This window comes from Shewanella rhizosphaerae, assembly GCF_019457655.1.
Lineage (GTDB): Bacteria > Pseudomonadota > Gammaproteobacteria > Enterobacterales > Shewanellaceae > Shewanella > Shewanella loihica.
Window position 1 is genome coordinate 1,490,833 of the sequence record NZ_CP080420.1, and the last position, 25,350, is coordinate 1,516,182.

30 protein-coding genes and 1 tRNA gene are annotated in these 25,350 nt (G+C 47.1%); 10 read left to right on the forward strand and 21 right to left on the reverse strand.

Features of this window, described 5'->3' with window-relative positions; all coding sequences use genetic code 11:
* Positions 1-53 precede the first annotated feature (53 nt).
* Together pseB and pseC are read left to right on the forward strand one after the other, a co-directional pair.
* Positions 54-1,052, forward strand: coding sequence for a UDP-N-acetylglucosamine 4,6-dehydratase (inverting) (gene pseB, locus K0I63_RS06610; protein ID WP_011865119.1), 999 nt, complete (start codon positions 54-56; stop codon positions 1,050-1,052).
* Positions 1,052-2,218, forward strand: coding sequence for a UDP-4-amino-4,6-dideoxy-N-acetyl-beta-L-altrosamine transaminase (pseC, locus tag K0I63_RS06615; RefSeq protein WP_220082924.1), 1,167 nt, complete (start codon positions 1,052-1,054; stop codon positions 2,216-2,218). The genes pseB and pseC overlap by 1 nt, the downstream gene beginning before the upstream one ends.
* Here pseC and K0I63_RS06620 read toward each other — a convergent pair.
* The 14 genes from K0I63_RS06620 to K0I63_RS06685 form a co-directional block, all read right to left on the reverse strand.
* Positions 2,202-3,407 (reverse strand): class I SAM-dependent methyltransferase, encoded by a 1,206-nt coding sequence (locus K0I63_RS06620; RefSeq protein WP_220082925.1) that lies wholly within the window; start codon positions 3,405-3,407, stop codon positions 2,202-2,204. The two genes, pseC and K0I63_RS06620, sit on opposite strands and share 17 nt — an antisense overlap.
* Positions 3,408-4,598 carry a class I SAM-dependent methyltransferase gene (locus tag K0I63_RS06625; protein WP_220082926.1) on the reverse strand — a complete coding sequence of 397 codons (1,191 nt, stop codon included), beginning with the start codon at positions 4,596-4,598 and terminating at the stop codon, positions 3,408-3,410.
* 10 nt (positions 4,599-4,608) lie between these two features.
* Entirely contained in the window at positions 4,609-5,337 is a 729-nt protein-coding gene (locus tag K0I63_RS06630) for an SDR family NAD(P)-dependent oxidoreductase (protein ID WP_220082927.1), read from the reverse strand.
* On the reverse strand, positions 5,337-6,479 hold the full coding sequence (locus tag K0I63_RS06635; protein ID WP_220082928.1) for an AMP-binding protein: 1,143 nt from the start codon (positions 6,477-6,479) through the stop codon (positions 5,337-5,339). The genes K0I63_RS06630 and K0I63_RS06635 overlap by 1 nt, the downstream gene beginning before the upstream one ends.
* Positions 6,479-6,724 (reverse strand): hypothetical protein, encoded by a 246-nt coding sequence (locus K0I63_RS06640; protein ID WP_011865125.1) that lies wholly within the window; start codon positions 6,722-6,724, stop codon positions 6,479-6,481. Before K0I63_RS06640 ends, K0I63_RS06635 begins: the two co-directional genes overlap by 1 nt.
* Positions 6,721-7,287 (reverse strand): UDP-4-amino-4,6-dideoxy-N-acetyl-beta-L-altrosamine N-acetyltransferase, encoded by a 567-nt coding sequence (gene pseH / locus K0I63_RS06645; protein ID WP_011865126.1) that lies wholly within the window; start codon positions 7,285-7,287, stop codon positions 6,721-6,723. The genes K0I63_RS06640 and pseH overlap by 4 nt, the downstream gene beginning before the upstream one ends.
* 9 nt (positions 7,288-7,296) lie before the next feature.
* Positions 7,297-8,058: an SDR family NAD(P)-dependent oxidoreductase gene (locus K0I63_RS06650; protein WP_220083386.1), complete on the reverse strand. Its 762-nt coding sequence runs from the start codon at positions 8,056-8,058 to the stop codon at positions 7,297-7,299.
* Between the two features lie 18 nt (positions 8,059-8,076).
* Positions 8,077-8,310, reverse strand: a complete 234-nt coding sequence (locus K0I63_RS06655; protein WP_220082929.1) for an acyl carrier protein — start codon at positions 8,308-8,310, stop codon at positions 8,077-8,079.
* A gap of 84 nt (positions 8,311-8,394) precedes the next feature.
* Positions 8,395-9,132, reverse strand: coding sequence for a cytidylyltransferase domain-containing protein (locus K0I63_RS06660; protein ID WP_220082930.1), 738 nt, complete (start codon positions 9,130-9,132; stop codon positions 8,395-8,397).
* Complete coding sequence (gene pseI, locus K0I63_RS06665) at positions 9,133-10,209, reverse strand: pseudaminic acid synthase (RefSeq protein WP_011865130.1); 1,077 nt, start codon at positions 10,207-10,209, stop codon at positions 9,133-9,135.
* A 1-nt stretch (position 10,210) separates the two neighbouring features.
* A complete protein-coding gene (locus tag K0I63_RS06670) occupies positions 10,211-11,320 on the reverse strand; it encodes an aromatic ring-hydroxylating oxygenase subunit alpha (RefSeq protein ID WP_011865131.1) in 1,110 nt (369 codons plus the stop codon).
* Positions 11,317-12,387 (reverse strand): UDP-2,4-diacetamido-2,4,6-trideoxy-beta-L-altropyranose hydrolase, encoded by a 1,071-nt coding sequence (gene pseG / locus K0I63_RS06675; RefSeq protein WP_258406953.1) that lies wholly within the window; start codon positions 12,385-12,387, stop codon positions 11,317-11,319. The genes K0I63_RS06670 and pseG overlap by 4 nt, the downstream gene beginning before the upstream one ends.
* A complete protein-coding gene (locus tag K0I63_RS06680) occupies positions 12,365-13,117 on the reverse strand; it encodes an SDR family NAD(P)-dependent oxidoreductase (RefSeq protein WP_220082932.1) in 753 nt (250 codons plus the stop codon). The genes pseG and K0I63_RS06680 overlap by 23 nt, the downstream gene beginning before the upstream one ends.
* Positions 13,117-14,208: a 3-oxoacyl-ACP synthase III family protein gene (locus tag K0I63_RS06685; RefSeq protein WP_220082933.1), complete on the reverse strand. Its 1,092-nt coding sequence runs from the start codon at positions 14,206-14,208 to the stop codon at positions 13,117-13,119. Before K0I63_RS06685 ends, K0I63_RS06680 begins: the two co-directional genes overlap by 1 nt.
* Positions 14,209-14,340: 132 nt before the next feature.
* Between K0I63_RS06685 and K0I63_RS06690 the strand changes: the two genes are divergently transcribed.
* Positions 14,341-15,363, forward strand: a complete 1,023-nt coding sequence (locus K0I63_RS06690) for a ketoacyl-ACP synthase III (RefSeq protein WP_220082934.1) — start codon at positions 14,341-14,343, stop codon at positions 15,361-15,363.
* Here the strand turns inward: K0I63_RS06690 and K0I63_RS06695 are convergent.
* From K0I63_RS06695 to K0I63_RS06710, 4 genes are all read right to left on the reverse strand, one after another.
* Positions 15,346-15,609 carry a hypothetical protein gene (locus K0I63_RS06695; protein WP_011865136.1) on the reverse strand — a complete coding sequence of 88 codons (264 nt, stop codon included), beginning with the start codon at positions 15,607-15,609 and terminating at the stop codon, positions 15,346-15,348. The genes K0I63_RS06690 and K0I63_RS06695 overlap by 18 nt on opposite strands.
* Entirely contained in the window at positions 15,606-16,901 is a 1,296-nt protein-coding gene (locus K0I63_RS06700) for a motility associated factor glycosyltransferase family protein (RefSeq protein WP_011865137.1), read from the reverse strand. The genes K0I63_RS06695 and K0I63_RS06700 overlap by 4 nt, the downstream gene beginning before the upstream one ends.
* 50 nt (positions 16,902-16,951) lie before the next feature.
* Positions 16,952-17,027, reverse strand: a tRNA-Arg gene (locus K0I63_RS06705).
* A 76-nt stretch (positions 17,028-17,103) separates the two neighbouring features.
* Positions 17,104-18,264 (reverse strand): flagellar assembly protein FlgT, encoded by a 1,161-nt coding sequence (locus K0I63_RS06710; RefSeq protein ID WP_220082935.1) that lies wholly within the window; start codon positions 18,262-18,264, stop codon positions 17,104-17,106.
* A 425-nt stretch (positions 18,265-18,689) separates the two neighbouring features.
* On the opposite strand from K0I63_RS06710, the gene K0I63_RS06715 reads away from it, so the two are divergent.
* Both K0I63_RS06715 and K0I63_RS06720 read left to right on the forward strand, forming a co-directional pair.
* Positions 18,690-19,301 carry a FlgO family outer membrane protein gene (locus K0I63_RS06715; RefSeq protein ID WP_350354956.1) on the forward strand — a complete coding sequence of 204 codons (612 nt, stop codon included), beginning with the start codon at positions 18,690-18,692 and terminating at the stop codon, positions 19,299-19,301.
* Positions 19,298-19,744, forward strand: a complete 447-nt coding sequence (locus tag K0I63_RS06720; RefSeq protein WP_011865140.1) for an LPP20 family lipoprotein — start codon at positions 19,298-19,300, stop codon at positions 19,742-19,744. The genes K0I63_RS06715 and K0I63_RS06720 overlap by 4 nt, the downstream gene beginning before the upstream one ends.
* Before the next feature lie 78 nt (positions 19,745-19,822).
* On the opposite strand, the gene K0I63_RS06725 is transcribed toward K0I63_RS06720, so the two are convergent.
* The 3 genes from K0I63_RS06725 to flgA form a co-directional block, all read right to left on the reverse strand.
* A complete protein-coding gene (locus K0I63_RS06725; RefSeq protein WP_220082937.1) occupies positions 19,823-20,248 on the reverse strand; it encodes a flagella synthesis protein FlgN in 426 nt (141 codons plus the stop codon).
* A 10-nt stretch (positions 20,249-20,258) separates the two neighbouring features.
* Positions 20,259-20,576 (reverse strand): flagellar biosynthesis anti-sigma factor FlgM, encoded by a 318-nt coding sequence (gene flgM, locus K0I63_RS06730; protein WP_220073491.1) that lies wholly within the window; start codon positions 20,574-20,576, stop codon positions 20,259-20,261.
* A 121-nt stretch (positions 20,577-20,697) separates the two neighbouring features.
* On the reverse strand, positions 20,698-21,405 hold the full coding sequence (gene flgA, locus K0I63_RS06735; protein WP_220082938.1) for a flagellar basal body P-ring formation chaperone FlgA: 708 nt from the start codon (positions 21,403-21,405) through the stop codon (positions 20,698-20,700).
* A 209-nt stretch (positions 21,406-21,614) separates the two neighbouring features.
* Here flgA and K0I63_RS06740 point away from each other — a divergent pair, with 209 nt between their 5' ends.
* The 5 genes from K0I63_RS06740 to flgD all read left to right on the forward strand — a co-directional run bounded on the left by K0I63_RS06740 (position 21,615) and on the right by flgD (position 25,314).
* Positions 21,615-22,535, forward strand: a complete 921-nt coding sequence (locus tag K0I63_RS06740; protein WP_144204188.1) for a chemotaxis protein CheV — start codon at positions 21,615-21,617, stop codon at positions 22,533-22,535.
* Between the two features lie 137 nt (positions 22,536-22,672).
* A complete protein-coding gene (locus K0I63_RS06745; RefSeq protein ID WP_083764348.1) occupies positions 22,673-23,512 on the forward strand; it encodes a CheR family methyltransferase in 840 nt (279 codons plus the stop codon).
* Between the two features lie 188 nt (positions 23,513-23,700).
* Positions 23,701-24,099 carry a flagellar basal body rod protein FlgB gene (gene flgB / locus K0I63_RS06750; protein ID WP_011865146.1) on the forward strand — a complete coding sequence of 133 codons (399 nt, stop codon included), beginning with the start codon at positions 23,701-23,703 and terminating at the stop codon, positions 24,097-24,099.
* A gap of 2 nt (positions 24,100-24,101) precedes the next feature.
* A complete protein-coding gene (gene flgC / locus K0I63_RS06755; RefSeq protein ID WP_011865147.1) occupies positions 24,102-24,521 on the forward strand; it encodes a flagellar basal body rod protein FlgC in 420 nt (139 codons plus the stop codon).
* Positions 24,522-24,531: 10 nt separating this feature from the next.
* Positions 24,532-25,314: a flagellar hook assembly protein FlgD gene (gene flgD, locus K0I63_RS06760; RefSeq protein ID WP_011865148.1), complete on the forward strand. Its 783-nt coding sequence runs from the start codon at positions 24,532-24,534 to the stop codon at positions 25,312-25,314.
* Positions 25,315-25,350: the final 36 nt, after the last annotated feature.

The following is a 25,350-nucleotide window of genomic DNA, read 5'->3' on the forward strand; positions in this document are numbered from 1 at the left end:
AAGTTTAAAACGGCGTATGATGTAAGCCGAAAAGAGGCAACTTTGGAGAGTACATGTTTAACAATAAATCGATCCTGATAACTGGCGGTACGGGCTCCTTTGGCCAGAAATATACTAAGACGATTTTAGAGAGATACAGTCCAAAGCGATTGATCATCTTATCGCGAGATGAACTCAAGCAGTATGAGATGCAGCAAATTTATAATGCGCCTTGTATGCGATATTTTTTGGGGGATGTCCGTGATGGTGACCGTATGATGCAAGCCTTTAAGGATGTGGATTACGTGATTCATGCCGCGGCCATCAAGCAAGTGCCTGCCGCAGAATATAACCCCATGGAGTGTATCAAAACCAACATTCATGGTGCTGAGAATGTGATTAAGGCTGCAATCGCTAACAAGGTAAAGAAAGTGATCGCCTTATCAACCGATAAGGCTGCAAATCCCATTAACCTCTATGGTGCAACCAAATTAGCGTCAGACAAACTGTTTGTGGCCGGGAACAACATTGTTGGCGATGGCGAGACGCGCTTTTCTGCGGTGAGATATGGCAATGTAGTCGGCTCTCGGGGATCTGTGGTTCCTTTTTTTCAGAAGTTAATTAAGGAAGGGGCTCAGTCTTTACCCATCACTCACCCAGATATGACACGTTTCTGGATCACCTTACAAGATGGAGTCGATTTTGTTCTGAAGAACTTTTCACGTATGCAGGGGGGGGAGATATTTGTCCCCAAAATTCCATCGGTTCGAATAACGGATCTCGCTCAGGCATATGGCCCAGGGTTGAGCCACGATATTGTTGGCATCAGGCCCGGCGAAAAAATGCATGAAATCATGTGCCCTGCAGATGATTCCCACCACACCATTGAGTTTGATGATCATTTTGTGATCACGCCGAGTATCTCCTTTTTCGGTCGGGAGCATGATTATTCGTTAAACCAATTGGGTGAGAAAGGGAGTTTGGTTGAGCAAGGTTTTGAATATCATTCGGGTAATAATCCACATTTTCTTACCGTAGATGAGATTAAGCTATTAGACGGAGATAAGGCCTAATGATTCCTTATGGTCGCCAAGATATTTCGTCTTCGGATCTCGAAACCTTGAAGCAGGTGCTGCTCAGCGACTTTTTAACTCAGGGTCCCCAGGTTCCATTATTTGAAAGTAATATCTGTAAGGCGACTGATGCGTCCTTTGCGGTAGCAGGAAACAGCGCAACCTCTATGTTGCATCTTGCATGTTTGGCTTTAGGCGTCAAAGAGGGAGATCTTGTCTGGACAAGCCCCATTACCTTCGTCGCTTCGGCAAACTGTGCTCGTTACTGCGGAGCAGATGTTGACTTTATCGATGTGGATGCCCATACCGCCAATTTGAGTATTGATGCATTAGCGATGAAGCTGGTTGCTGCAGAAAAGGCTGGTCAATTGCCTAAGGTGATAATCCCCGTACATATGGCTGGCCATAGCTGCGATATGCAGGCCCTATCTGAGCTGGTAAGGCCATATGGCATTAAGATCATAGAAGATGCAGCTCACGCTATTGGAGGTCGTTACCAAGGACGTCCTATAGGTTGCTGTGAATATAGTGATATATGTGTTTTCAGTTTTCATCCTGTGAAAATTATCACTACTGGCGAAGGCGGAGTGGCGACTACAAATGACCCTGCATTGGCAAAAACTATGGCTAGTCTTCGCAGTCATGGAATCTCTAAGTTACCTCAAGAGTTGACTAGGCCTGAAGAGGGAGACTGGTACTATGAACAGGATACACTGGGTTTTAATTATCGTATGACAGATTTACAAGCAGGATTAGGCAATAGCCAGATCCAGCGATTGCAGGAATTTGTCAAACGACGTAATGAGCTAGTGCAGCGATATCATCTCTTCCTGTCTGCATTAGATATTGAGTTTATTCGGCCGAGTGAGCTGTGTTTGAGTGCTTATCATCTCTTCATCATTCGCTTGCCAAAAGAGCTTGATCGAAAGTTAGTATTTAATGCCATGAGAGCCGCCGGGATTGGCGTGCATGTGCATTATATCCCTGTATATCTACAGCCTTATTATACGGGCTTAGGTTTCAACCAAGGCCACTGTCCCGAGGCCGAATCTTATTATGCTAGCTGTTTAACTTTACCTTTGTATCCGACATTAACCGACTCAGAGCAGGACTATGTTATTGAAACTTTGGCCGCTGTGCTCGATAAAGTTAAAAGGGATCGATAACTTGTGCCGACCAACTTTGAGAAACCTGATGCATTTTTTCTCTGGTTGGTGCATATAAAGGCAACATGAAAACCGGATACCTTGTTGAGGCGATTGCCGAACTGCATCGAATAGATGAACCAACATAGGTATGTCCAGCCAGCTCATAGTCATAAAGAATGATGCTATTAGCTTGTATCAAGTCGATAAGCTTGGGATAGCTCTGGGTTAATTGGTAAAAATCACCTCCTATGCCCCATATACCAATAGTGTCATTTAACATCAATGCTTGCTGTATCTGCTTAAACAACGAATCCTGAAAGGCATGATAATCGTTAAAACGCTTGACCACAGCGACATCGGCCCCCGAGGTCACGGGAAGGACTGTGGTAGAACTTTCTTGCGTCGTCTTACTTAGCAGTATTAATAGCCGTGGAATATCACCAGTTGTCAGTTGCTGTAAAGCGTCAATCTTTAGGCCTGCCAAGCGGGCTATTTGGGCTAATGAGTCTTTGCTGTAATAGTGAATATGTTGCCCATGAACTAGATTGGTAAAGGCCAGATGTTCAATGAAGGCATCTGGGCTGCAATCAGGCACTTCGATAAAAATATGCCCGTCATCGCTTAACATTGATCTTATCTGCGTCAGAAAGTGAATGGGATCAATTAGGTGTTCCAACACATGAGTGCTAATCGCCAAAGAGATTGGCTGGGTGACAAATTCAGCTTGCAGTGCCTCAAGTTTATTAAGATCTGCACTCAGGTATTCGATGGTTTCTGATTGAATATGATTGTGAAAATCTACACTGGCTAGGGTGAGTTGCCTTTCTTTATGGGTATTTTCAATATGCTTTAATGTGGTTCCTGCACCCGCACCAAAATCTACGATATGCGCGCCATCTTGAATATAAGGGGCAATAAATTCGAGCATCTCTTCATAGGGAGATTTTTGACCATTTGGCGTTTCGCACCACATGTCGGGTTCGGCTTGGTTAGAAAAATAGAGGGAATCGAAGATACTCTGAGTGTAGGGGATTGCAACCTGAACATGATGGCACTTGGTACATTGGCCAATAGGGAAACGTAACTCTTCCCTGTTTAGCTCATCATGGCGTTTATCCCAAATGCCGGAAATTAAGGTCGCTACTAGCTCCCACGAATGCGCTTTGCACAGTTTACAGTCAGTCAGGTGTTCTTGATTGATTGGCATCTAGGCATTCCCGTCGATAAAAGGGTCAATTACATTAGGCCAGTCTCGGCTGATGACGTGCATTTTTACTCTAGTTTCAGCGAGTTGAGGCGTCATAAATACAGGATGGTTAAATTGGGGAATTTCGTCGCTGCCTAGAATGTGCTGGCGTTGTAATGCTTTACCTTTGAGAGAGTAATCAAATAATACAACCTCTCCTTTCGCTATGAGTTCGGTAAGCTCTGGGTGTTCGTTTAGCATATTATAAAAGTCAGCTCCGATCCCCCAGAGACCTACCTTACTTTGTTCATTGAGCGCTGCGTTAACCTTTCCTACCAATCGATTTCTGAGATCACGGCAGCATGATTGATAGTGAAGGATGACATCGGCGGCATTAAATAAAGAAGGAACCTGTTCCTCCAATGACCCGTTATGAGGTTCAAGTAGCATTTGTAACCTGGGGATATAGCCGGTCGTAATTTGAGCTTGCTTTACAATGGTCAATCCAGCCTGCTTAGCGGCAAAAGCCAGAGAATCTTGCGTGTAGTAATGAATGTGTTGAAGATTAACTAAATTACTCATGCCAATAGACTTTTCATCGTGACGAAGGGTGAAGTCTGGTACTTCTATGAAAATCTTTCCGCAAGGGCTGAGCCTGGCTTTCAGTTCTGCTAAAAAGCTGACAGGGTCAATAACATGTTCGAGTACATGTGATGCCATGGCAAGATCAATGCCGTCAGGCCAAAGGTGATTGGAAAGCTGGCTAAGATCATTGAGATCGAAGGCCATATAGGTGATATCTTGCTGAGAGAATCTGTCGTTAAAATCGATACCGATTAGTTTGCTCTGCTTAGCTATATCTTTTGCTGCCGCTAACAGTTTTCCCTCACCACATCCAAAGTCCACTATGGTTGTTGGGTATTGGCCATTGAAGGCAAAGTCAATCATCTCCTCGTAGGGACGTTCACTGCCTACCAATGATTCGTGCCACATTACGGCTTCTTGGGATGAATGAAAGTAGAGTTTCTCAAATAATTCCTTGGTGTAAATCAGGCTCACTTGCACGTGTCCACAGGATTGACATTTCCCCAGGGGATAATTGGAGTTTTGTCGTGAAAGCTGTTTGCTGTCCTTATCCCATATGCCAAAGGGAATTGCAGAAAATATTAGCCAATTCTGTTGTTTACAAAGTTGGCAATGCGCCTGTTTCATAACCCAGTTCCTAGTTAGTGATTCCGCCATCAATGGTGAGTGTCTGCCCGGTAATAAAGGCGGCCCCATCGGATAGCAAAAAGCTGATCGCTGGAGTGATATCGTCGACCTTACCTAACCTATGCATTGGAGTGCGGCGTATGATCTGGTCTCGTTTCTTATCTGAGAGCGTTGATGACATCTCAGTATCCAGGTAGCCAGGTGCTATGGAGTTGACAGTAATGTTTCGGCGTCCGTTCTCTCTTGCTAGTGCTCTAGTTAGACCGTCTAAGCCTGCCTTTGAGGCAGAGTAGGCGGCGAGCCCCGTGTAGCCTCTACTACCAATTATCGAGCTAATATTGATGATTCTACCGGCACTGTTTTGGCGCAAGAATACACGCAGCACTTCCCGGGCTGTATAGAGCGCCCCGTTTAGGTTTACTTGTATCAGTGCGTCAGACTCAATGTTGGGAAACGTCGCTAGTACTCCTTCTTTGGCGATCCCCGCATTGTTGATCAGCCCCCAAAGAGGCGATTCATTAGCCCAGATGCAGGCCTCTTTAACAAATCGCGATGTTTGCTCTGCGTTTCCAATTTCACAGGGAAACCATTTAAAGTTTGGATTATTCTGCTCCAGCGCCTCTATGGCTGACGTTGGTGTTCGGCTGCAAGTTGAGACTTTATAGCCTTGCGCTAAAAGGTGAGTCACTATGGCCAAACCTAGGCCTCTACTGCCACCCGTCACAATGATATGTTTCATTAATTTGTTCTCACTTTTTTACCACTGGCAGACAGGGTGATCTGCTCGCTAAAGCGAATGATGCGTGGCGTTGCAGCAGGATCGCGTCCAAGTGACCAGGTTTTAAGTGCTTCTCTGGCCTTGGTTTCATCTGTTGCACAACATTCCAGGCAGATTAGTGCCCCCGTGATTGGGTTTGACTTAGCAAATACTCGGGCATCGAAAATTTCTTCAATAGCAAGGATCTCTTGCTCGAGTGTTTCAAGGTTAACTTTAACACCGCCGACATTGACTAGATTGTCTTCTCTACCGACAAATATCACTCTGTCCTGGGTTAATCTAATGCAATCGCCGGTATCTATTTCGACTAAGCCATTGTCGAGGTGCAGTGTGTTGTTAGCCGAAATTTGCCAGCCATTAAATGTTTGCTGTAACCAGCTAAGTGGGAATCCTTCTATGCCGTCTTTTATTGAAAAGATCACGCCAGCCTCTGTCGTAGCATAGATATGCCTTAGCTGGGCCTCAGGGAAACTTTGTCTAATGCTATCTAAAGTACGCTGATCGGCAATTTCTCCCCCAAGACTGATGATGGTTAGTGGCGGCCTTGTTAGATGCCAACAAAGCAACATGGCCCGCATCATGGAGGGGGTCGCACTTATTGCATTAATATCCTGACTAATCGCCAGTTGAGCCTTGGCTTGTAGATTGGTATCAACTGATGCGACTAAAAGATCTTGGCTTACAATTGCTTGTAAGATGACCTGAAGTCCGGCAAAGCTCATTGGATGATAACAAAGTAGCCAGCGAGTGTTCTCTCTTATTTGGCTTTTTAGATTCTTGGGTAGAAGCTTTTCGAGTCGATGAAAAACTAATTTGGGCTTTCCCGTTGTCCCAGAGGTTAGTAAGCCAACGGCAAAATGTTCTGGCAGTTCATCGAGATTGATCTCCTGTTGAGTGCGATTAAAGATGACAGGAATGTTAGCGGTCTGGCCGTCGATGATAGCTTGTATCATCTCTTTGACTAACGGCTTACCGTTAGTCGTCGAACCGGCCGTAATTTCGATGAATTTTCGTCCTTGTAGGTTGGGCTGAGGCTGAAATGAGTCGCTACCGAATTGACTTCCTTGCTCAAGTAGAGTGAAACCTCGGGGGATTGTGAACATTAAGCGGCCGTATTTTCGTATAGAGTGATCAGTTCGGCGATGCTATGGAACTGCTTGAAACCGTCCCTAAATGGATCGAGCCCAGTGTTAAGCTCCAGGCTGACAATTAGGGTCGCCAGATCCAATGAGTCCATAGGAAGGTCGGACAGAAATTCAGCTTGTTGATCGAAGTCAGGACAGATTTCTCCCTTATTCTCAATGATCAGTCTGGTTTCTTTCATTATGATATCTGCAATTTTACTCATGCATTATTCCAATCGTTAAAGGCTGCTGAAATTTTTTCCAAGCTAAAATGTTGTTTCTGACTGAGCCAATCTTGCCTCAATTGTTCAAAGATATGGACGTCTAAAAACTCACCATTTTTGTAGATATGTTGTTTAAGGTGACCGACAAGCCTGGTCTTGTGTAACGTTTGTAGCTTGACCACTTTTTCATTGGCGTCGAGCACATAGTTAACTATTTTGTTTAGCTTAAGTTGGTGAAACACGTAGTTGCAGATATAAGTGTGCATGGTGACGCCATATTTAAGTCGAGCCTGACGCTCATAAATATAGGAACCTGTGCTGCAACGTTGGTGAAATCTGTCTATATCAGAGAAACATAAGAAGCCAATAGAGACACCATCATCTTGTATCATGTAGGCTCGGTAATCATCTCGCTTCGCTAAAGATTCTATCCAAGCCCGCTGCTTGTCTACCGACGGATTTTCGAGATCGGTAAACATGTGTTTAGTGATTTCCGGAGTCGTACGCCACTTAAGCAACAGCTCGGCATCGTTTACATCTACACGCTTAAAGTTTAATGCCATATCTTCTTCTTAATTTGCTAAATATCCACCTTCAACGGGCAAGGTCACTGCATTGATCCATTTAGCGGCGTCACTCAGGAGAAAGGCAACCGCATTAGCGACATCTTCGGGTTGGCCTAAGCCCATTGGATGCTGATCTAACATATGTTGAAACTGTGCTTCTGTCATGCTCTCTTGAGTACGAGTCGCCATTTCTGTTGCGACCAATGCTGGTGCGACACAGTTTACCCTGATGTTATCCCTAAGCAATTCCATGGCGAGACCTCTGGTTAGAGACATCAGTCCTGCCTTGCTTGCACCATAAAGCGTGTTTCCTGTTTGGCCTATTAATCCGGCGATGGAGGAGACAAATACTATCGCACCTTGTTTTGAACGATCACGTTTTAGTCTGAAGCCTTTGCTAATAGCCATGGCGCTAGCCAGGTTGACATGCATGGTTTCGTCAAAGAAGGCTTGGTCGAAAAGTCGGATCGGTTTGGTGATTTGTATACCTGCACAGTGTACAAAACCGTCTAAATAACCATGTTCTTTCACCAGCATTTTCACCCAGTCGGTAAGCTTATCTGTGTCGGCCATGTCGAAAGGTGCACAAACGTGGCCATTACCGCTTAATTCGGTGAGCGTTTGTTCGAGTGCTTTTGAGTTACGGCCATTGAGAATAACCTTAGCACCGAGTTGGGAAAACAATATGGCACAAGCCTTTCCTAAGCCTGCGGAGGCGCCAGTGACAAGCACTCGCTTGCCACTGAAATCCATTGGATTGACATTCATCACGGTAGTGTAATCGCCTTAGGCGGCTAGATGTTCTTCTACTAAACCGACAAGATCGCCGACAGTTTTGATCTCTTCTAACTTGTCACCTTGAATCACTATATCGAAGTGCTCATCGGCCATGGCGATGACGCTTAGAAATGCCAAAGAGTCCCATTGCTCTATGTCCATCAAGACCTCATCTCCCTTAAGCGTATTCTCGTCCAGTTCAAGGATCTCTTCTAGTGCATTTAAAAATTCTTGTTTGTTCATAATATGTTACCTCGAGTTATTTATGTTCTTTATATTAAATCTATTGTTATTTACTTTATCGGCAGCGCACAGGAATGATTTATCTTAATGTGCAATGCGCTGCGCGACATGTTTGTTGATTTGGGCGAGCTTCGGATTGTCTGTCAGCAGTTTGCAAATTGTTTTATGATCTGCTGTGAGCCAATTTTCGCCTAATAATTGGATGATTTGTTCGACCTGACGTAGGTCGTCTATTTCGTCTACGCAAAGCCTAAACTCACCCCAAGAGGCCTTTCCTGTTTCAATTGGTACTATTTGGGCGTCTGGTTGGGTATAGAGAAATAGTGTTACATGTTCTCGTTGTGCCTGAGTGTGAGCATGTTGAAATGCCAGAGTAAGGCTATGCATACTAAATACTTCTACATCAAATCCCCTAGGAAAAAAGGTCAGGCTAATGTGCGTATATTGGGCGGGATCCCCCGTTTGATGCTTACGAATGGCTTGATCGATTAATTCTGGGCAGATCAACGGACAATCACCTGTAAGGCGTATGATAATGTCTTCTTGCTCTGCACCCACTGAAAGTGCGGCCTCGTAGAACCTTTGTAAAACGTCCTGCTCATCTCCTCTAAAACACTGCAGTTGCTTGGTATGGCAATAATCGGCGATAGCCTGGTCATTATCTTCGATTGTAGTCGCGATAATATGGGTATCAATGAGATGTGATTGAGCAACTCTCTCGATGTGATATTCGAGCATAGGCTTATTGGCAATGGGAGTCAGTACTTTACCTGGTAACCGACTTGATCCCATTCGCGCTTGTGTGATGCAGATTACGCGCATTTAATCCTCTCGTTTAACCAAGGGCTTGGAGAGATAGCTCTCTCTCATTGGTTCACCAAAGGCAATATCTTGGGATGCCTTTTGTCCCAGTATTTGAGGCAGATAGCGAGTGTGCAATCCATGTGCAGGTCTTACCGAACGTACATTGTCGCGAGTGAAAGACTCTCCCTTCTTGATAGCTTGGCTAACGTATAGTGAACGACGAAAATCGCGACCACCCGCCTCACTCGGTTTAATCTCATAACCGGCATGGCCTAGGGCGAGATGGGCTTTGTCCACCTCTTGTTTCAATGTCGCAAATGCATCGGGTTCCAGAGAAAAGGCGGCATCAACAGAGCCATCGTTTCTATCGAGAGTGAAGTGTTTTTCAATAATACTAGCCCCTAGCGCAATCGCCGTTATGGCTGCCGTGGTTTCTAAGGTGTGATCGCTTAGACCGATAGGAAAATCGAAACGTTGACATAGGTCTGTGAGCGTGCGCAGATTGCAATCTTCAATAGGCGTTGGATAACCACTAATACAATGCAGCAGGGCCAGTTGGTTACCGCCCGCATCGGCAACTGCCTCAACGGCTTCTTCAATTTCGGCGAGTGTCGCCAAACCTGTCGAGATGATGAGTGGCTTACCGGTTTTCGCAGCGGCTGTGATGAGGCCGATATCATTGATCTCAAACGAAGCAATTTTATAGGCCGGGCAGTTTAGAGACTCAAGCAGTTCAATTGCCGATAGATCGAACGGAGATGAAAACAGCGCTATGTTATTTTGTTTTGCTCGTTCAAATAGTGCCTCATGCCATTCCCATGGCGTATGTGCTTCTTGATAAAGGTCATATAAGGTTCTGCCCGCCCATAAGCCTCCCTGTAGCAGGAATTCTGGGCTATCGTGATCAAGTGTAATGGTATCTGCGCTATAGGTCTGTATCTTGATGGCATCAACCCCTGTGGCTGCTGCAGCATCTATCATGCTAAGCGCTTTAGACAGACTACCTTTGTGATTCCCCGACAGTTCGGCTATCACATAAGGTTTATGTTGTGGACCTATCTGCCGGCCATTTATAGAAATGTTAGGCGTAAACATCTTAATCCCTCAATGGTAAATGGGGCTGGACATCGTGACGCCAGGCGTCATGAAAATGCAGAATTCTCTCCTCGCATTTGCCCAGTATCCCAGCAGAGTCAATGCTCTGCATATTAGCCTGACATGATTCTGCTACCAATCTATCTTCTTCTAAGATGGTATGATTGAATTCAGTAAAGTTTGCCTTGATCGCCGCCTTAACCGCATCGCTGGTAGCGCCTCCATCTACTCTTCTCATCATACGTAATTGAAAATTCAGCTGAGACTGAGTGGTTCCTTTGGGCTCATAAGTTTGCAGTGACATGAGCGAACCGTTGGTCAGTCCAATAGCTAAATTGGGATAGATGAAAAAATGATTGTATTCACTATAGGAAGTGCTTTGCTCGAGTTTGAGATGCTTCCTGGCGCCGGCCCACCATTTCTTTGGTGCATCTTGCAATGGAGTGTTGCCTGTCGTATGTCCATTAAAATGAGCAACCTCAACTTCAGGTTTGGCAAATTTGGCAAAGGTTTCGGGGTGAGTTCCGGCTACATGATAGACTTCGAGAACCGTCTCGCATGCTAGCTTCCAATTTGTTTCCCAATGATAATTGCCTTGTTGCACTGGATCGACGAAATCATTGGATATTTCTTCTAATATATTGAAATAAGGGCCTAAAAATTCATCTAATCTTGGACCTTCTTTGGCAACGCGAACAAACAACATGTTACCGCAACTAGCCAGATTAAACTGTTTTAGGGCGAGTTTTTTTTTGGCTAAATCATCCAAGCCAAAGTCGGTACGATTTTGTGGTACCCCACTAAGGGCGCCATCGCTCTTGTAACTCCAACAATGGTATGGGCAAAGCAGTGGTCTGTTACCACGTTGTGCTGTTTGAAGTTTTGCCTTGCGATGGCTGCATACGTTGAGTAGTGCACTGAGCTCGCCATTAAAGTTCTGCACCACAACAGGGGTGTTACCTACCTGTAATGTAATGAAATCATGATTTTGAGAGATCTGGTCTTTAAAACCGACAAATACCCAACTCTTTTCGAATACCTGGGTCTGTTCAACCTCAAGTGTTTTCGCGTCATAGTAGTGTTCTGGATGTAAGGATTGTTTTGCAATCATTGGTGTTTCGACTTCTCTTCTAGGCCAATAACTAATCTATCTATTACTCTTTGGCAGCCTTGGCCGTCAATCAGTTGACGAGCCTTATCACTCATTAGTTGTCGACAGCATTTATTATGCCAAAGTGCGTAGGCCTGAGTTGCTATTTCATTGATGAGCGCTAGGTTACTTTCACTCTCCGGCTCAGATTGTTCATAGTGCCGGCAATCTATTGCCTGATACCAGGTATTATTCAAGGGCGAGGTTAAGGCTGGTAGCTGGTTGTCGACGGTTACCAAGGCAAGAGTTGGTACGCCTTGGCTGGCTAGTTCTCCAAGGGTTCCTCCTGCCGCCGATATGGCTAATCCTGATAGCGTCATCACTTCAGCAACAGATTGTGGGTCGCAAATAAGTGAAAAATTTACCTGTTCTCGTGTCAGAGCTTCTAGGGCAATTTGATCTTGATGAGGTTTTCCCAACAGTAATTGTACCTGACATTGGTTTAAAGTCTTTAGTAGGGCTTTAGATAGCGGTAGGGCTAATGATTTGGTATCAGTACCACCCAACGAGATTAAAAGGTTAGGGCGCGCCATTAACGGTGTAAAATGGCAAGTCGTAAACTCTCGTCTTAAATAGGTAAAATGTGGCCCAAGGCAGTAGTTAGCATGCGGTGCCCTGCTTTGATAATCCGTTTGGGTACAGTTAGGTGCAGGGTTGATAATTAAATCGGCTAGTATTGGGTCATCATCAAGGGCATCATCCAGTTTAACGAGGTAGCTTCCAGTACTTACAAGTTGATGCCATTCGTTGCCAGTTAACTCGTAGTCATCGACTATTATTGTGTCGAATTTATGCTGTTTTAATTCGCTAGCGGTCAAGCTAGATGATATTTGGAGCAGATTAAAATTAGCCCGTTTAAGTTTACTCAGTAGCGCATCGCTGCAGGTCTTATAGACAAACCAAATATCAAATTGATTTGCGGCAGCTTCAGCGAGGGCGTAGAGGCGCATAATGTGTCCGGCGCCAATTCGGTGGGAATTGTTACCGTAAAAAGCGGCTTTAGGCTTAGCCGGCAAGGAATCCACCATCTACAGCGAGCGTGATGCCAGTAGTATTGCGACTTAGATCGCTTAATAAAAAGTAAACACTGTTTGCGACATCTTCTGGTGTGCTTAGTCCAAGTGGATGGGCTTCGATTAATCGTTGGCTTAGCTCCACGCCGAGCGTAGCAAATTGTTGTTCAGCCTTGGCACCAGATACCAGAGCCGGGGCGACGCAATTTACTCTAATCTGTTTAGCGGCTAGCTCTAAGGCCGCCGACTGTACCATAGACGAGAGTGCAGCCTTAGATGCGGCGTAGAGCGTTCTTGCTTTTAGCCCTCTCTGTCCAGCCGCAGAGCCGATGAAGATAAAACTTGCCCCTGGATTAAAGTGTCTGGCTTTGGAAAAGGCAGAGGTAAGCATAACAGCAGCAGAGAAGTTTATATCTAGGTATTGATGGATCTGCTTGGGAGTAATACCTCTTAGTGGGCTGTACCCTTGAAAGCTCGCGCTATGTACTAGCCCATCTATCGCACCATATTGCGTGACGATAGATTTTGCCCAAGTCGTAATATTTTGCAGTTCACTAAGGTCAAAAGGGCACACTATGTGTTCTTTCCCCTTCAGCATACTCAATGTCTCCTGCAGTGCGTGTTCTCGACGTCCCACAAGAATTAATTTTGCCCCACAATTATCAAGCTTTTGACAAATTGCGAGGCCAATATCTGAGTCCGCAGCAGCGCCTGTGACTATATAAAGTTTGTTGGTGAGATCCATTATGATTGCACTAAAGTTAATGGTTCAAAATCGTCAGATATTTCAATTAATTCTGGGGCTACGATGGGACCAATATCTGTGATAATGGCGCCCCAAGACCATCCGACTCCGAATCCGCCAAGCATCACTTTTTTCGTCTCATTGGTGAAGAAATTGGTGAGCTTATGACAGATCGCAAGTGGCACCGAGGCGCTGGAAGTGTTCCCAAAGTCGGCCATATCAATCAAGTATTTTTCTTCGGCCACTTTAGCTTTCTTACGTAGATGCTCAAGAATAAACTGGTTTGCCTGATGCATTACAACCATGTCTAAATCATCGGCTTCAATATTGGCTAGGGACAAGGTTTCCTTGATGAGTTTAGGAACGACTCTTAAGGTAAATGAAAATACCGCAGCTCCATTGAGGTAGAGTCTGGAATCTTTGTAGAGCCTTTCTTCTTCCTCTGTTGATCTCGGTTCTCGTTCTGGCATGGTAGGTACGCGGCGTCCACCCGCTTTTACCGCTATGTGCTGGCCGCCGGTGCCATCAGTACCATAGACGGCATAAGAATCTGGCCAATTTTCATCATATTCTAAAGCGGTAGCGACGCCTGCATCGCCGAACAGTGGCAGGGTTCCACGGTCATCAGGAAGTAGGTGACGACTAGAGGTATCTCCGCATAGAACCAAGGCTCTCTTACCGCTTGAGCTATTGAGGAGTTGACTGGCTATCCATGTGGCGTACACAAAACCAGAGCAGCCAAGACTGACATCTAAACATGCAGCAGTTTGCGGAAGCCCGAGTCTGTGTTGCATTAAACAAGCTGTTGCCGGTAGCGCATAATCTGCATCTTGAGATACATAAATTAATACATCTATTGATTCGGGGGCCCAATCAAGCCTTTCTAGTAGTCTTTGCGCCGCAGCGATACACATGTCAGATGCACAGAGGTGTTTGGGGAGTATTCGTCGGCTATGAATACCAGTACTGGCATAAATCTTATCGGCTTCTTCTTGGGTGAATATGTCGGGTGTTTCTACATATGAATGTCTATGGGGGGGAACAGCAGCTTGCATTCCTGCAATTTTAACTGACTTAATCACAGCTTCCATAAATAACCCTGTTGAATTAAACGAATAATGTTGGTTTTAACTATAACATTGAATAATATAGCTTGAAAGTGCCGAGCTTGCGCCAAAAGTGCACTAACCTTTTGCTATATAGTGAAAAATCAGGGATAAGAAATGACCATTACTTCCGTGAACAAGGTGTCGATCACAGGCATTGTCTCCGTCTTACCTGAAATTAGTTGTGAAAATATTGATGAATCTTCGAGTAGTGCAAGAGAAGAGATGGCTCGTATTGTTGCCTCGACCGGGATTCGCGCAAGACGTGTTGCTTCAGCTGACCAAACCGCGTTATCGCTTGGTAAAGTAGCATGTGAATCATTGATAGATGCAATGGATTGGAAGCCGGAGGAGATTTCGCTCGTCGTCTTTGTTACCCAAACCCCGGATTACCCTTTGCCAGGGAATGCAGTCCAGTTGCAACATCAGCTAGGCTTGAGCAAAGATACTATCGCCTATGATGTAAACTTGGGATGTTCAGGGTTTGTTTATGGTTTATGGCAAGTTGCGCAGCTAGTAGCAGGACTGTCAAAGGGTAAAGCGCTATTGGTTGTGGGGGATACAACGACACATCAATATCGTCAGGATAATCGAGCGGTATCCTCATTATTTGGTGATGCGGTTAGCGCTATCGCAATTGAAAAGTGCATGGAAAGCGATGAGATGGTGTTCTCGCTAGGAACCGATGGTGCCGGAGCGCCTTATCTTATTCAACCTAAAGGGGGAGCGCTCTGTCCCGGTGAATCCCCTGAACTCTTTATGGATGGCATGCAGGTATTTGTGTTCACCCTAAGGGAAGTTCCCTCTTCAATCACAGCCTGTTTAGCCGCTAAGGGCTGGCAAAACGCTGATGTCGATTATTGTGTAATGCATCAAGCAAACGAAATGATGCTAAAGCGATTAGGAGACAAGTTAGGTTTAACATATGAACAGCTAGTTATATCTATGGGGGAAGTCGGTAATACCAGCTCTGCATCCATACCTTTGGCATTAGGGTTAAGTTTAAGTGAACCGCTGCTAAAGGGAAGCGTAAACTTGGTATTGTCTGGATTTGGCGTTGGTTGGTCTTGGGGGACGGTTGCTTTAACACTAACCAAGCTTAAAGTTTGCCAGGTTATAGATCTAAGTCTGGCTCAATAGCGCGCTTAATTCGTGTTCTAAGTAGTCCGCAAGCCCTAACCAGTCATGGCGCTCCTGAGCTGCTAGCATATTAGGAATCAATTGAAAAATCACTTGTGCCTTTGGGTGTGAGCTGAGAAGGGGTTCTAATAGATCTAGTCCTTCGCGCAACCGCTGAGAGCCTTCTGCTTCCTGGCCTAATCGAAACGCGTGAGCGGCTTCAACAAAGTCACTTGTAATTACTGCATATGTCTCTTTTATATTCAAACTAACTCCTTGTACTGTGCGCCAATTATTCTGGCCCCTTCTAAACTCGATTGGTAGAATTTCACTTTGGGATGAATGCGAATATAGTGTTCCAGACTGCGAAGATAAGCTCTAAAGTTGAGATCTGTGGCGACACGTTTGCCATGGCCATTGAGAACCCAATGTTTTTTCTGCAATTGAGTCGAAGGTCCTAACATGCCGTCTTCCCAATGGGCGTGGGTTTTATTATTGGGGTAACAAAAATCACAGCCAAATAATGTGATTTCTTTGATTCCCAATGTTACCGCCAGATCAATCGCGGGGTGGATGACGCTGCCGTTGGTAAATAGCCTGATTTTTTGGTGGTGCTTAGCTAATTGATCGTAAATAGGGCTGGTTGAGTAGGCATTGAATTTGGGGCCTGGCCAATTAGATATCACCTCTTTTGATAGTGTAGGAAAGTAAACTAGGGTTATATCTTCCGGTATGTTTTCAGGGAAGTGTTCCAATGTTATTTTACTGTCAATAGAAACTACTATGTCTGGAATGATTTTATTTTCAGTTAACGCCTTTAATGATGTATCAACGGCAATCATCAAGGGGCGTTGCCCAATCGGCAGAGCGCGTTGCCTGAGCAGATAGGAGTAATGTGTTTCTAGCGTCGGGCCTGCTCCAATCAGATGAGCGTGAGATTGATGGTGAGTCATTTTCAGCGTTGCAGCATCTGGATCCTGTTCAATTGCCGATAGGTTTTCAAGTAAACGTTGCTGAATTTCTGGATTGTCTATCGTGTGGTGTTTGTTGGCATATGCACGATTATTTTCTAAGACCAATAGGTCTCTTAACTTTGCATTTTCATCATCAATCAGGAGTAGGTCGGGCGTAATGGCAATATAATGAGTTGCCAGCTTGTTCTGCTCGAGTTGGTGCACCAAAACGACTCTTTTATCGTTCAGCCATTCACTCTGATCTGTGTAAGAAAGCAATAAAGCAAACAGCGCGATATTTAGTGGGCAGATAAGTATTTGCTGTAATTGAGGATTATCTATCAGCAAGCTAGGTACATCGCCCATACCGATACCGTACACTGCGACATGCTTGCAGCCGCTGGGAAGCTGTTCGATAAATAGACGTGCTTCGGCCATTCTATCGTGGCGGCTACTTAGTTGAATGCCATTAACGCTAATGGTTTGAGTTTGGCCGGTAACAAGAGCGGCATCTAAATGATCGAAAGATGCGTGTTGAAGTGCAGAGGCAATGATAGGCCAACGCTGGCTGATGATGTTGAGATTGGCATTAAAAAGCTCAGTCATTGACACTGTCCCTCGAAGTCATGCTTCATCTATTAGGCTAGTTCACTAACTGGTCTCCCCACAGGGACTCGAACCCCGATCGATCGCTTAGGAGGCGACTGCTCTATCCTGTTGAGCTATAGGGAGACGCAAGTGATTATACTGTTTTTCATCGCGATGAAAAGGCTTTAGATTTAGTTGCTTAATTAGTGCACTAATTAAGTTAGATTTTAATCGCGATGTCGTTAATTTGTATGTTGATCGCGCCGTTAGCGCCTTGCAGTATGGCGGTGGCGCTTTCCTGTGTCACCTGGTCTATGGTGATCTTGGCGCGCGATTCGCTGGCGACTGCACGCATATTATCCAGTCGATCCGGCAGGTTTTGCTGCAGCACCAGTTGGAATTGGTCCCCAACTTTCACGCCATGATTGCGCCCCAGGTTGATGATAACCCGGTTGTCGACGCGGGAGACCACCTGCCCAAGTAACGGGCGGCAGTCGAGCACTTTGTCGATATCTTCGCTGGCCTGGGTCAGCAGCATTTCGATGTTCTTACCATAGCTGGATGCCCAAAAACGGTTGCTTTGGGCCGGTATCGTCGCTTGGCGTTCAAATTCCCATGGGGCAGGGGCGTCGTAGTACTCACTCCAGATCTGCTCGCCGCTGATGCCATGATACAGAGATAGACGTAGCTGAAACTGGCGCTGAGGATAGCTATCCCAGAGGCCAAACAGACTGGCTTCGACCGGCTCGGTGGAGATGTCGATAATCTCCGGCAGCAGAATGTATTGGCTGTCGGTGATCTCGCTAAGCCAGCTGGGGAGGCGATAACCGCGGATGTCGATCAATGACTGCTCGATATCGAGTCGTTCGTTGGCATGAACATGGGCGAAACTCGCCTTACCCTCGCGGGCGATGATGCTGCCGAGCTTCTCCGACAGGGCTTTCTCGAAGTTGCCAAGGTTGCCATATCTGAGTTGGCTACGATCGGCAATTTGCGCCTGGGGAACCAGGATGGCCGCCTTGAGTTGACTCATCCCACAGGTCTGCACCTTAGCGTTTTGCAGTACATCGACTCTTAGGTTGACGCTGAGGGTATCGCCCTGGATACGCTCGCTGATAAGCTCGACGCGGCCGGCCTCGGCCTGCTGCGACATCGAGAACTGGGTCTGGGTTAGCTGACCGTTCTGAGTCTGCTGCATGCTGGTAAACTGGCCACCCGATTGCAAAGTGACATAGCTCAGCGCCTGCGCTATGGCATCTTCTCGCGCCTGGGTGATATTGCCGTTGATGATCTTGGCTTCGCCCTGGGCCTCAAGCCACTGAGCCATCACCTGAGTGTTAAAGGCGGCGAGTAACAGCAATAGTAATTGAATTCGTTTCATTGTATCTGTCTCAACTGAGCCGGTTTATCTAGCGCGTAGCTGGTGCCAAAATGCTGACAGTTTTTGCGCCCATTCTCATGTTCCCATTGATTAGTTAGACTCAAAGCAATATCTATGCCTGAGTTGGTTAAAGTCAGTCAAAGTTAGCCAAAGTTAGCCAAAGTTAGCCAAAGTTGGCCACCGTCAGGTCATTTGCTGAAAAGTAGGATGACGAACGCCAATCAGTCCTTCAGGATTCGCCAAGTGTGAGCCCAATACTTGAGGTTAACCCTAATAGGTGTAAATCGAACAATGCTAAGCTTATGGCATATATATTGCTGCATAATTGCCAATAGGTTTGGTTGGCCGAAATTATGGCGCAGCCAAGTGGGTATATTGGCCTGGGTCAATATCGAAAACCATGGGACATCATGATGCGAAATGCTTTGATAATATCTTCCCTGTTGCTATTGGGGGCCTGCGCGGCAAATGAGCCCGCCACGCCAACCTTGCAGACCGGCAATAGTTTGCCAGCGAGTTCATCTGTGATGCACCTGACTCAGCAGTTGGCAAATGAATTGGTGCGCCAGAACGATCAGTTGACGCCTAAGCAGCCCCTGCTGGTGGCGACGCCTGTGTTGCTGGATAACCTCAAGTCGACTAACGCCTTGGGGTTACAGATACAACAGGGGCTGATCGCGGCTATGCATGATCATCAGTTTAATCTGGTGGATCTGAACGTGGGCGAGAACGTTAGGGTGACAGATCAAGGTGAGCTGCTGCTGACCCGCGACTGGCGCCAACTACCAGCGGATCTGCCGGTAGAGCACGTATTGGTGTCAACCATGAGCCTTAAGCCTGATGGTGTGGTGGTAAACAGCCGTATCGTTAATGTAACTAACAACCGTGTGGTTTCGGTCGCTGCGGCGAGTGTGAGTCAGGCCGAGCTGGCGGACTACCTTAGCCTGTCTGAGAGGGTGGTCGCGCATGATGGCAAGCTTATTCGTTACAGCAGCCAAGGTCAGGGAGATGTCCAGATTAAAGGGGTTAAGCAATGAGATATCTAATTAGTGTGTTGCTGCTCGTCCTGAGTGGATGTGCGTCTCAAGACAGATACATTCAATGGGAAACCCAGGCGCCGGAAAGTTTTCCTAAGTTAACCGCAATCGGCTATGCGCCGCTGGCGACTCAGCCGGCGAAAGAGGCATCTCAGCGGGTGTTGATGGCGATGCAGGCGTCGAAGATCGCCGCCTACCGTGAGCTTGCCGAGCAGGTTTACGGCCAGCAGCTATCGGCGTCTAGCAGTGTGAAAGATTGGATGCTTTCCGATGATAATATTCAGGCCTCGGTGAGCGGGGTTATCCGCGGCGCTAGAGTGGTGAAGAGCTACCCGGTCGGGGATCATTATGTGACTGAGCTGGAGCTCGACTTCCAGCAGGTGTGGGCCTTATACCAACAGCAGAATAGGCCGCAGACGGTGAAGGAAGTGACCTATTTCTAAGTGCCCGCAAATAAAAAAGCCTCTATAAAGAGGCTTTTTTAATGTCTTCAGCTTGAGCCTGTAACTCTATATTAGTGGTTAAGCTTTCAGATTATTGCCGAGCGTGGAGATAGTCGAGGTCTTGCCCTTGCCGTCATAGGTGAGGCTACTGGCATTACGACTGGCCTGCAGTGCCTGGGAGAAACGATTGACGCTGGCCATGCTGTGTTCGATAAGCGCGGCGTTTTGCTCGTTAAGCTGTTTACACTCAGCCAATGCCTGCTTGGCATTGTCGACCTGGGCAATAAGTTGAGGCTCCTGAGTGAGCCTGCCTAGGTCAGGATGCGCAGCTAATTCGGTATCACCTAGTTTGATCTCATTTAACAGCTGGGCCTTCTCATTGGCCAGACGCAACAATTGATCCGCATCTTGCGCGATCAGGGCATCCTTCTCTGCCGTGATGGTCTGCTTCAGACTGTCCAGTAATTTGTGTTGATTGGCGATGATATCGGTTATCTGCGTCATAACGTATTAGTTAAAGATCCTGAAGTTCCTTTTCAAACTGCGCTATGTTGCTGGCGAGTTTGTCGGCATCTATCTTATAGCGTCCCTCGGCGATGGCCGCCTTGATCTGTTCGACTTTCTTGATATCGATTTCAGGAATGTCATTTAGTTTGGCCTGGGCACTTTGCAGCTGCTGCGCCTGAGAGGTGATAGAGACAGAATCGCTCTTCACCGTCTGCGCTGGTGCGCTGGTGGCCGCTGCGCTACCTTTGTGCTGCGAGGCTTTCGAGCTGGCGCTGCCAACCCGACTGTTAGTGTTTGTATTTACGTGCTTAATATCTATAGGCATTGTGGGGTCCAACTTACATAAATGAGATCAACATACTTGTCTATCGGCACTCATGGTCAAAGCTTTAGAATAAAGTTTCAAAAAACAGTATAAATTTTTGCGCGTCATAAGATCATCAGGATCACATCCTGACTTCCACCTCGCCAATGCCTGTCACATGTGCATCAACTGTCTTGTTGGAGCGGCTATTGCGCACCTGTATCTTATCGCCAAGGTTACCATCTTTTAACGCTTCACCGTTGGTTTTTATCACAAAATTATCGGCCCGTGCATAGATGGCCACGATATCGCCCTTGCAGACGAAGCAGAGGTTGCTGGCAAACAGCGGCTGATTGGTGGGAATTCTGCGCTTTACCCGGGTGCCGGTCACGGCGGTAGGGTCATCAAATTGTTGACCTCTGAGTTGGCTCTGCTCGACATAGTCGAGGCGAATCTGATCCGATTCGATGAGATCGCCGGGCCCCAAGGTTTGATTGGCTACTACCACAGGAAAGAGCACCTCGACGCGAACCGAAATGTAGATCTGCCAGGGGTAATCGAGATCTGGACTGGCGCAGCTGATCTTGACCGTGTTGTTTTTACTGATGGCGCGATCGCTGGCAATTTCCGCCTTGGGTTCACCCCAACAGGCGGGAGGGTTTAGCCGGGTGTCCAGGCTTTGGGGGGTAATGATGACCTTGGCATCTTGGGGGAAGACCATTTTTTCCTGCACTGCCTCTGTAGCTAATCGCGCTATGGTCGATACAGAGGGAACGCTGGCGGTCTCAGCCGCCTTTAAGGGCAGAGAGATGAGTAGCAAAAACAGAAAATATGCAAAATTTACTTTCATAATGAATTGACTAGCTTGATTAGCCAGATTACACCTATACTTCGTTTTAAGAGCCAAGGCTTTGCCATTTTTTGTGAGAAATGAGTGTCATAAATTTGACAAAGTAAAGGTCTGGTTGTCATATAACTAGATAAAGCAATTAGTATGCCTATACTCATATTTACCATGGGAACGGCTTCGCATTCACCCGACAACAGGGCAAAGGCATTATGTCGAGTATTCTTGAATCAGTTAACAAACGCACCCAACTTGTAGGACAAAACCGCTTAGAGCTATTGCTGTTTAAGTTAAACGGGCGGCAAAGGTTTGGCATTAACGTATTTAAGGTGAAAGAGGTGCTGCAGTGCCCGCCACTGACAGGCCTGCCTAAGCTCAATCCCTATGTGAGGGGCGTGGCCCATATTCGCGGCCAGACCATTTCGGTGATCGATCTCAGCGCGGCCACCGGCGGCAGACCGATAGAAGATACCGAAGGTTGCTTCATCATCATCTCCGAGTACAACCGTAGTGTGCAGGGTTTCCTGGTTAAGTCGGTCGAGCGCATCATCAACATGAACTGGGAGGCGATCATGCCGCCGCCGCAAGGCGCGGGACGATACTCCTACCTGACCGCCGTGACCGAGATTGAGGGTGAGCTGGTGGAGATCCTCGATGTCGAGAAGATCCTCGATGAGATCTCGCCGGTGAAGACTCAGATCAGTCAGGAAGTCGACGAGCAGTTGACCATAGACAGAGACCGTCACTATCACATCATGGTGATCGACGATTCGGCCGTGGCACGCAAGCAGATCATTCGCGCACTGGAATCTCTGAGCCTGCAGATAGATACCGCCAAAGATGGCCGCGAGGCCTTAGATAAGCTGGTAAGCGTCGCCGCCGAGATGGATAACGTGGCCCATGAGATCCCGTTGATCATTTCCGATATCGAGATGCCGGAGATGGACGGCTATACCCTGACGGCAGAGATCCGCGACAATCCTAAATTGAAAGACATTAAGGTGGTGCTGCATACCTCGCTCAGCGGCGTATTTAACCAGGCCATGGTGGAGAAGGTGGGCGCTAATGACTTTATCGCGAAATTTAATCCTGATGAATTAGCGGCGGCGGTGAATAAGCATCTTAGTTTGTAATTTGTACTAAGTTGGGCCTGAGCCTAAATTTGGTAAGTTTAGGCTTGTATCAGTGAGTTAGCTAATGTATAACGCTGACCTCTGTAACGCTTGCTATAGTGTATGTTGTAGCCTGTTTTCTTTTTTGATATTGGGATATCAAGGTGCCGAATAAATCACTTGCCGAAGCCGAGTACAACCAATTTAAATTATTTCTGGAACAACACAGCGGTATTGTGTTGGGCGACAATAAGCAATATTTGGTTCGTAGTCGACTCGCGCCTCTGATGGGGAAATATAATCTTCCCTCATTATCTGAAGTGGTTAAACATTCGATGAAGCCCACCGAGCGGCAACTTCGTGCCGAGGTGATCGACGCCATGACCACCAATGAAACCTTGTGGTTTCGCGATCGCTATCCCTTCGAGTTGTTAGGCAATAACCTGTTACCCGAATATGCCCGCCTGGGACGGCCGCTGAAGATCTGGTCGGCTGCCTGTTCGTCGGGGCAGGAACCCTATTCGCTAGCCATGACCATCTTGGAATATCAGCAGCGCAAGCCAGGAGCTTTGCCCGGCAGTGCGACGATCCTGGCAACGGATCTGTCTCCTTCTATGCTAGAGCGCTGTAAGGCGGCCGAATATGACAACCTTGCCTTGGGGCGCGGTCTGTCCGAGGAGCGCAAACGTCAGTTTTTTGAACCCACGGGGAGTGGCTCCATGGTGGTGAAGGCTAACGTCAAGCGTTTGGTGAACTTCAGGGCACACAACCTGCTTGAGAGTTACACCTTACTCGGCAAGTTTGACATCATCTTTTGCCGCAACGTGCTGATCTATTTTGCCCCAGAGGCAAAGGCCAAGATATTGCGGCAATTTGCTGCCGCCCTCAATCCCAAGGGGATACTCTTTCTGGGGGCATCTGAGTCGATTGCCGGCCTGACCGACGAGTTTGATATGGTGAGGTGTAACCCTGGGATCTATTACCAGAAGCGGACCTAAGGTCGCAAACCTAGCCCTTCAAGGGGCTAACCCTCTGAGTTCGCAATCAAGTTTCAAATGCCAGCAATCGCTGGCATTTTTTATGCCTGCCATTTCTATATCTGCTTTGCCTGAGTAAGTTACCTAGAACTGATTTTATTGGCACAAGTATTGCTTTGTTTATGGCATTCGTGTGTGGAGGCAATTTTATGGCGATTAGTTTCGATAAGGCATTGGGGATACATCAGTATACCTTGGGGATACGTTCGGCGCGGGCCGAGGTGATCTCGTCAAATATCGCCAATGCCGATACTCCCCATTACAAGGCGAAAGACCTGGATTTTGATAAGGCGCTGCAGGCGGCGCGCACGGCCCAAAGCGGGCTTGCGATGAGCCGTAGCAACGAGAAGCACTTCGATTTGGCGGCGCTTTCCCAGCAACACATTAGCTATCGGGTACCCAATCAGCCTGATACAGGTGATGGCAATACGGTGGATATTCAGCAGGAGCAGTCAGAGTTTATGCAGAATGCGCTCGAGTATCAGATGTCGTTAGGTTTTCTTGACGGTAAGTTTTCCGGCCTGAAAAAAGCCCTTAAAGGAACGTAATCATGAGCCTTTTTAATATCTTCAATGTGGCAGGCTCTGGCATGTCGGCCCAGTCAGTCAGGCTAAATACCACTGCCAGTAACATCGCCAATGCCGATTCAGTTTCCAGCAGTGTGGATAAGACCTATCGTGCCCGTCATCCGGTTTTCGAGGCCGAGCTGGCCAAGGCCAGTCATCAGCAGAATACCAGCCAGGCGGTCAAGGTGGCCGGTATCGTCGAGAGCGATAAGCCGTTACAGAAAGAGTATTCACCCGATCATCCGTTAGCGGATGCCGATGGGTTTATTTATAAGCCAAATGTCAATGTGATGGAGGAGATGGCCAACATGATCTCGGCCTCTCGTTCCTACCAGATGAACGTACAGGTTGCCGACGCGGCAAAATCTATGCTTCAGCAAACCTTACGCATTGGCAATTCCTAGGGGGTAAGTCGTGAGCCTAGTTAATCCGTTAAATACTCAGGTTGCGCAAACCAGTTCGACCCAGAGCGCCAAGTCGGTGACGCCTCAGGCGTCGAGCAGTCAGGCAACCACCCAGACTACGGGAAATCCGTTTCTAGACAGCATGCGCCTGCAGGAGGAGTCCTCGATCCCTGAGGCCAAGAGTCAGGAGCTGACCCAGGAGGATTTCTTCTCCCTGCTCAGTCAGCAGCTGTCGATGCAGGATCCTTTTAAGCCGGTGGATAACGATCAGATGATTGCCCAGATGGCGTCTTTCTCCACCGTGGATGGCATCACTAAGCTTAACGAGGAGATAGTCAACCTCAATACCGTGATGACCTCGAGCCAGGCGCTGCAGGCCTCGGGGCTAGTGGGGCAGAAGGTATTGATCCCATCGGATACCGGGCATATTTCGGCGGAAGATCCCGTGCTCAAAGGGGTGATCAGTACCCCTGAGCCCATCGAGTCGATAACCGTGCGAATCGAAGACGAGAAGGGGCAGCTGGTGAAGACCTTCACCGTCGATGGTAGCGACGGCGGCAATATAGATGTCTCTTGGGATGGACTGGATAAGGATGGGGAACCCGTTGCCAGTGGTAACTATTCAATTAAGGCATCGGGCAAGGTAGATGGTAAGAGTGAAGATTTAGCCGTATCGACCTACGCTCACGTGACGAGTGTTTCGCTGGGGACGGCAAGTACCGGCGCAATTCTCAACTTGAGAGGCATAGGCGGTATCAAACTCGGTGATGTTCTGGCCGTGTCTGAAACCTAGACAAAGCAGAGCGTTAGGGCACTTAGGTCCAGAACA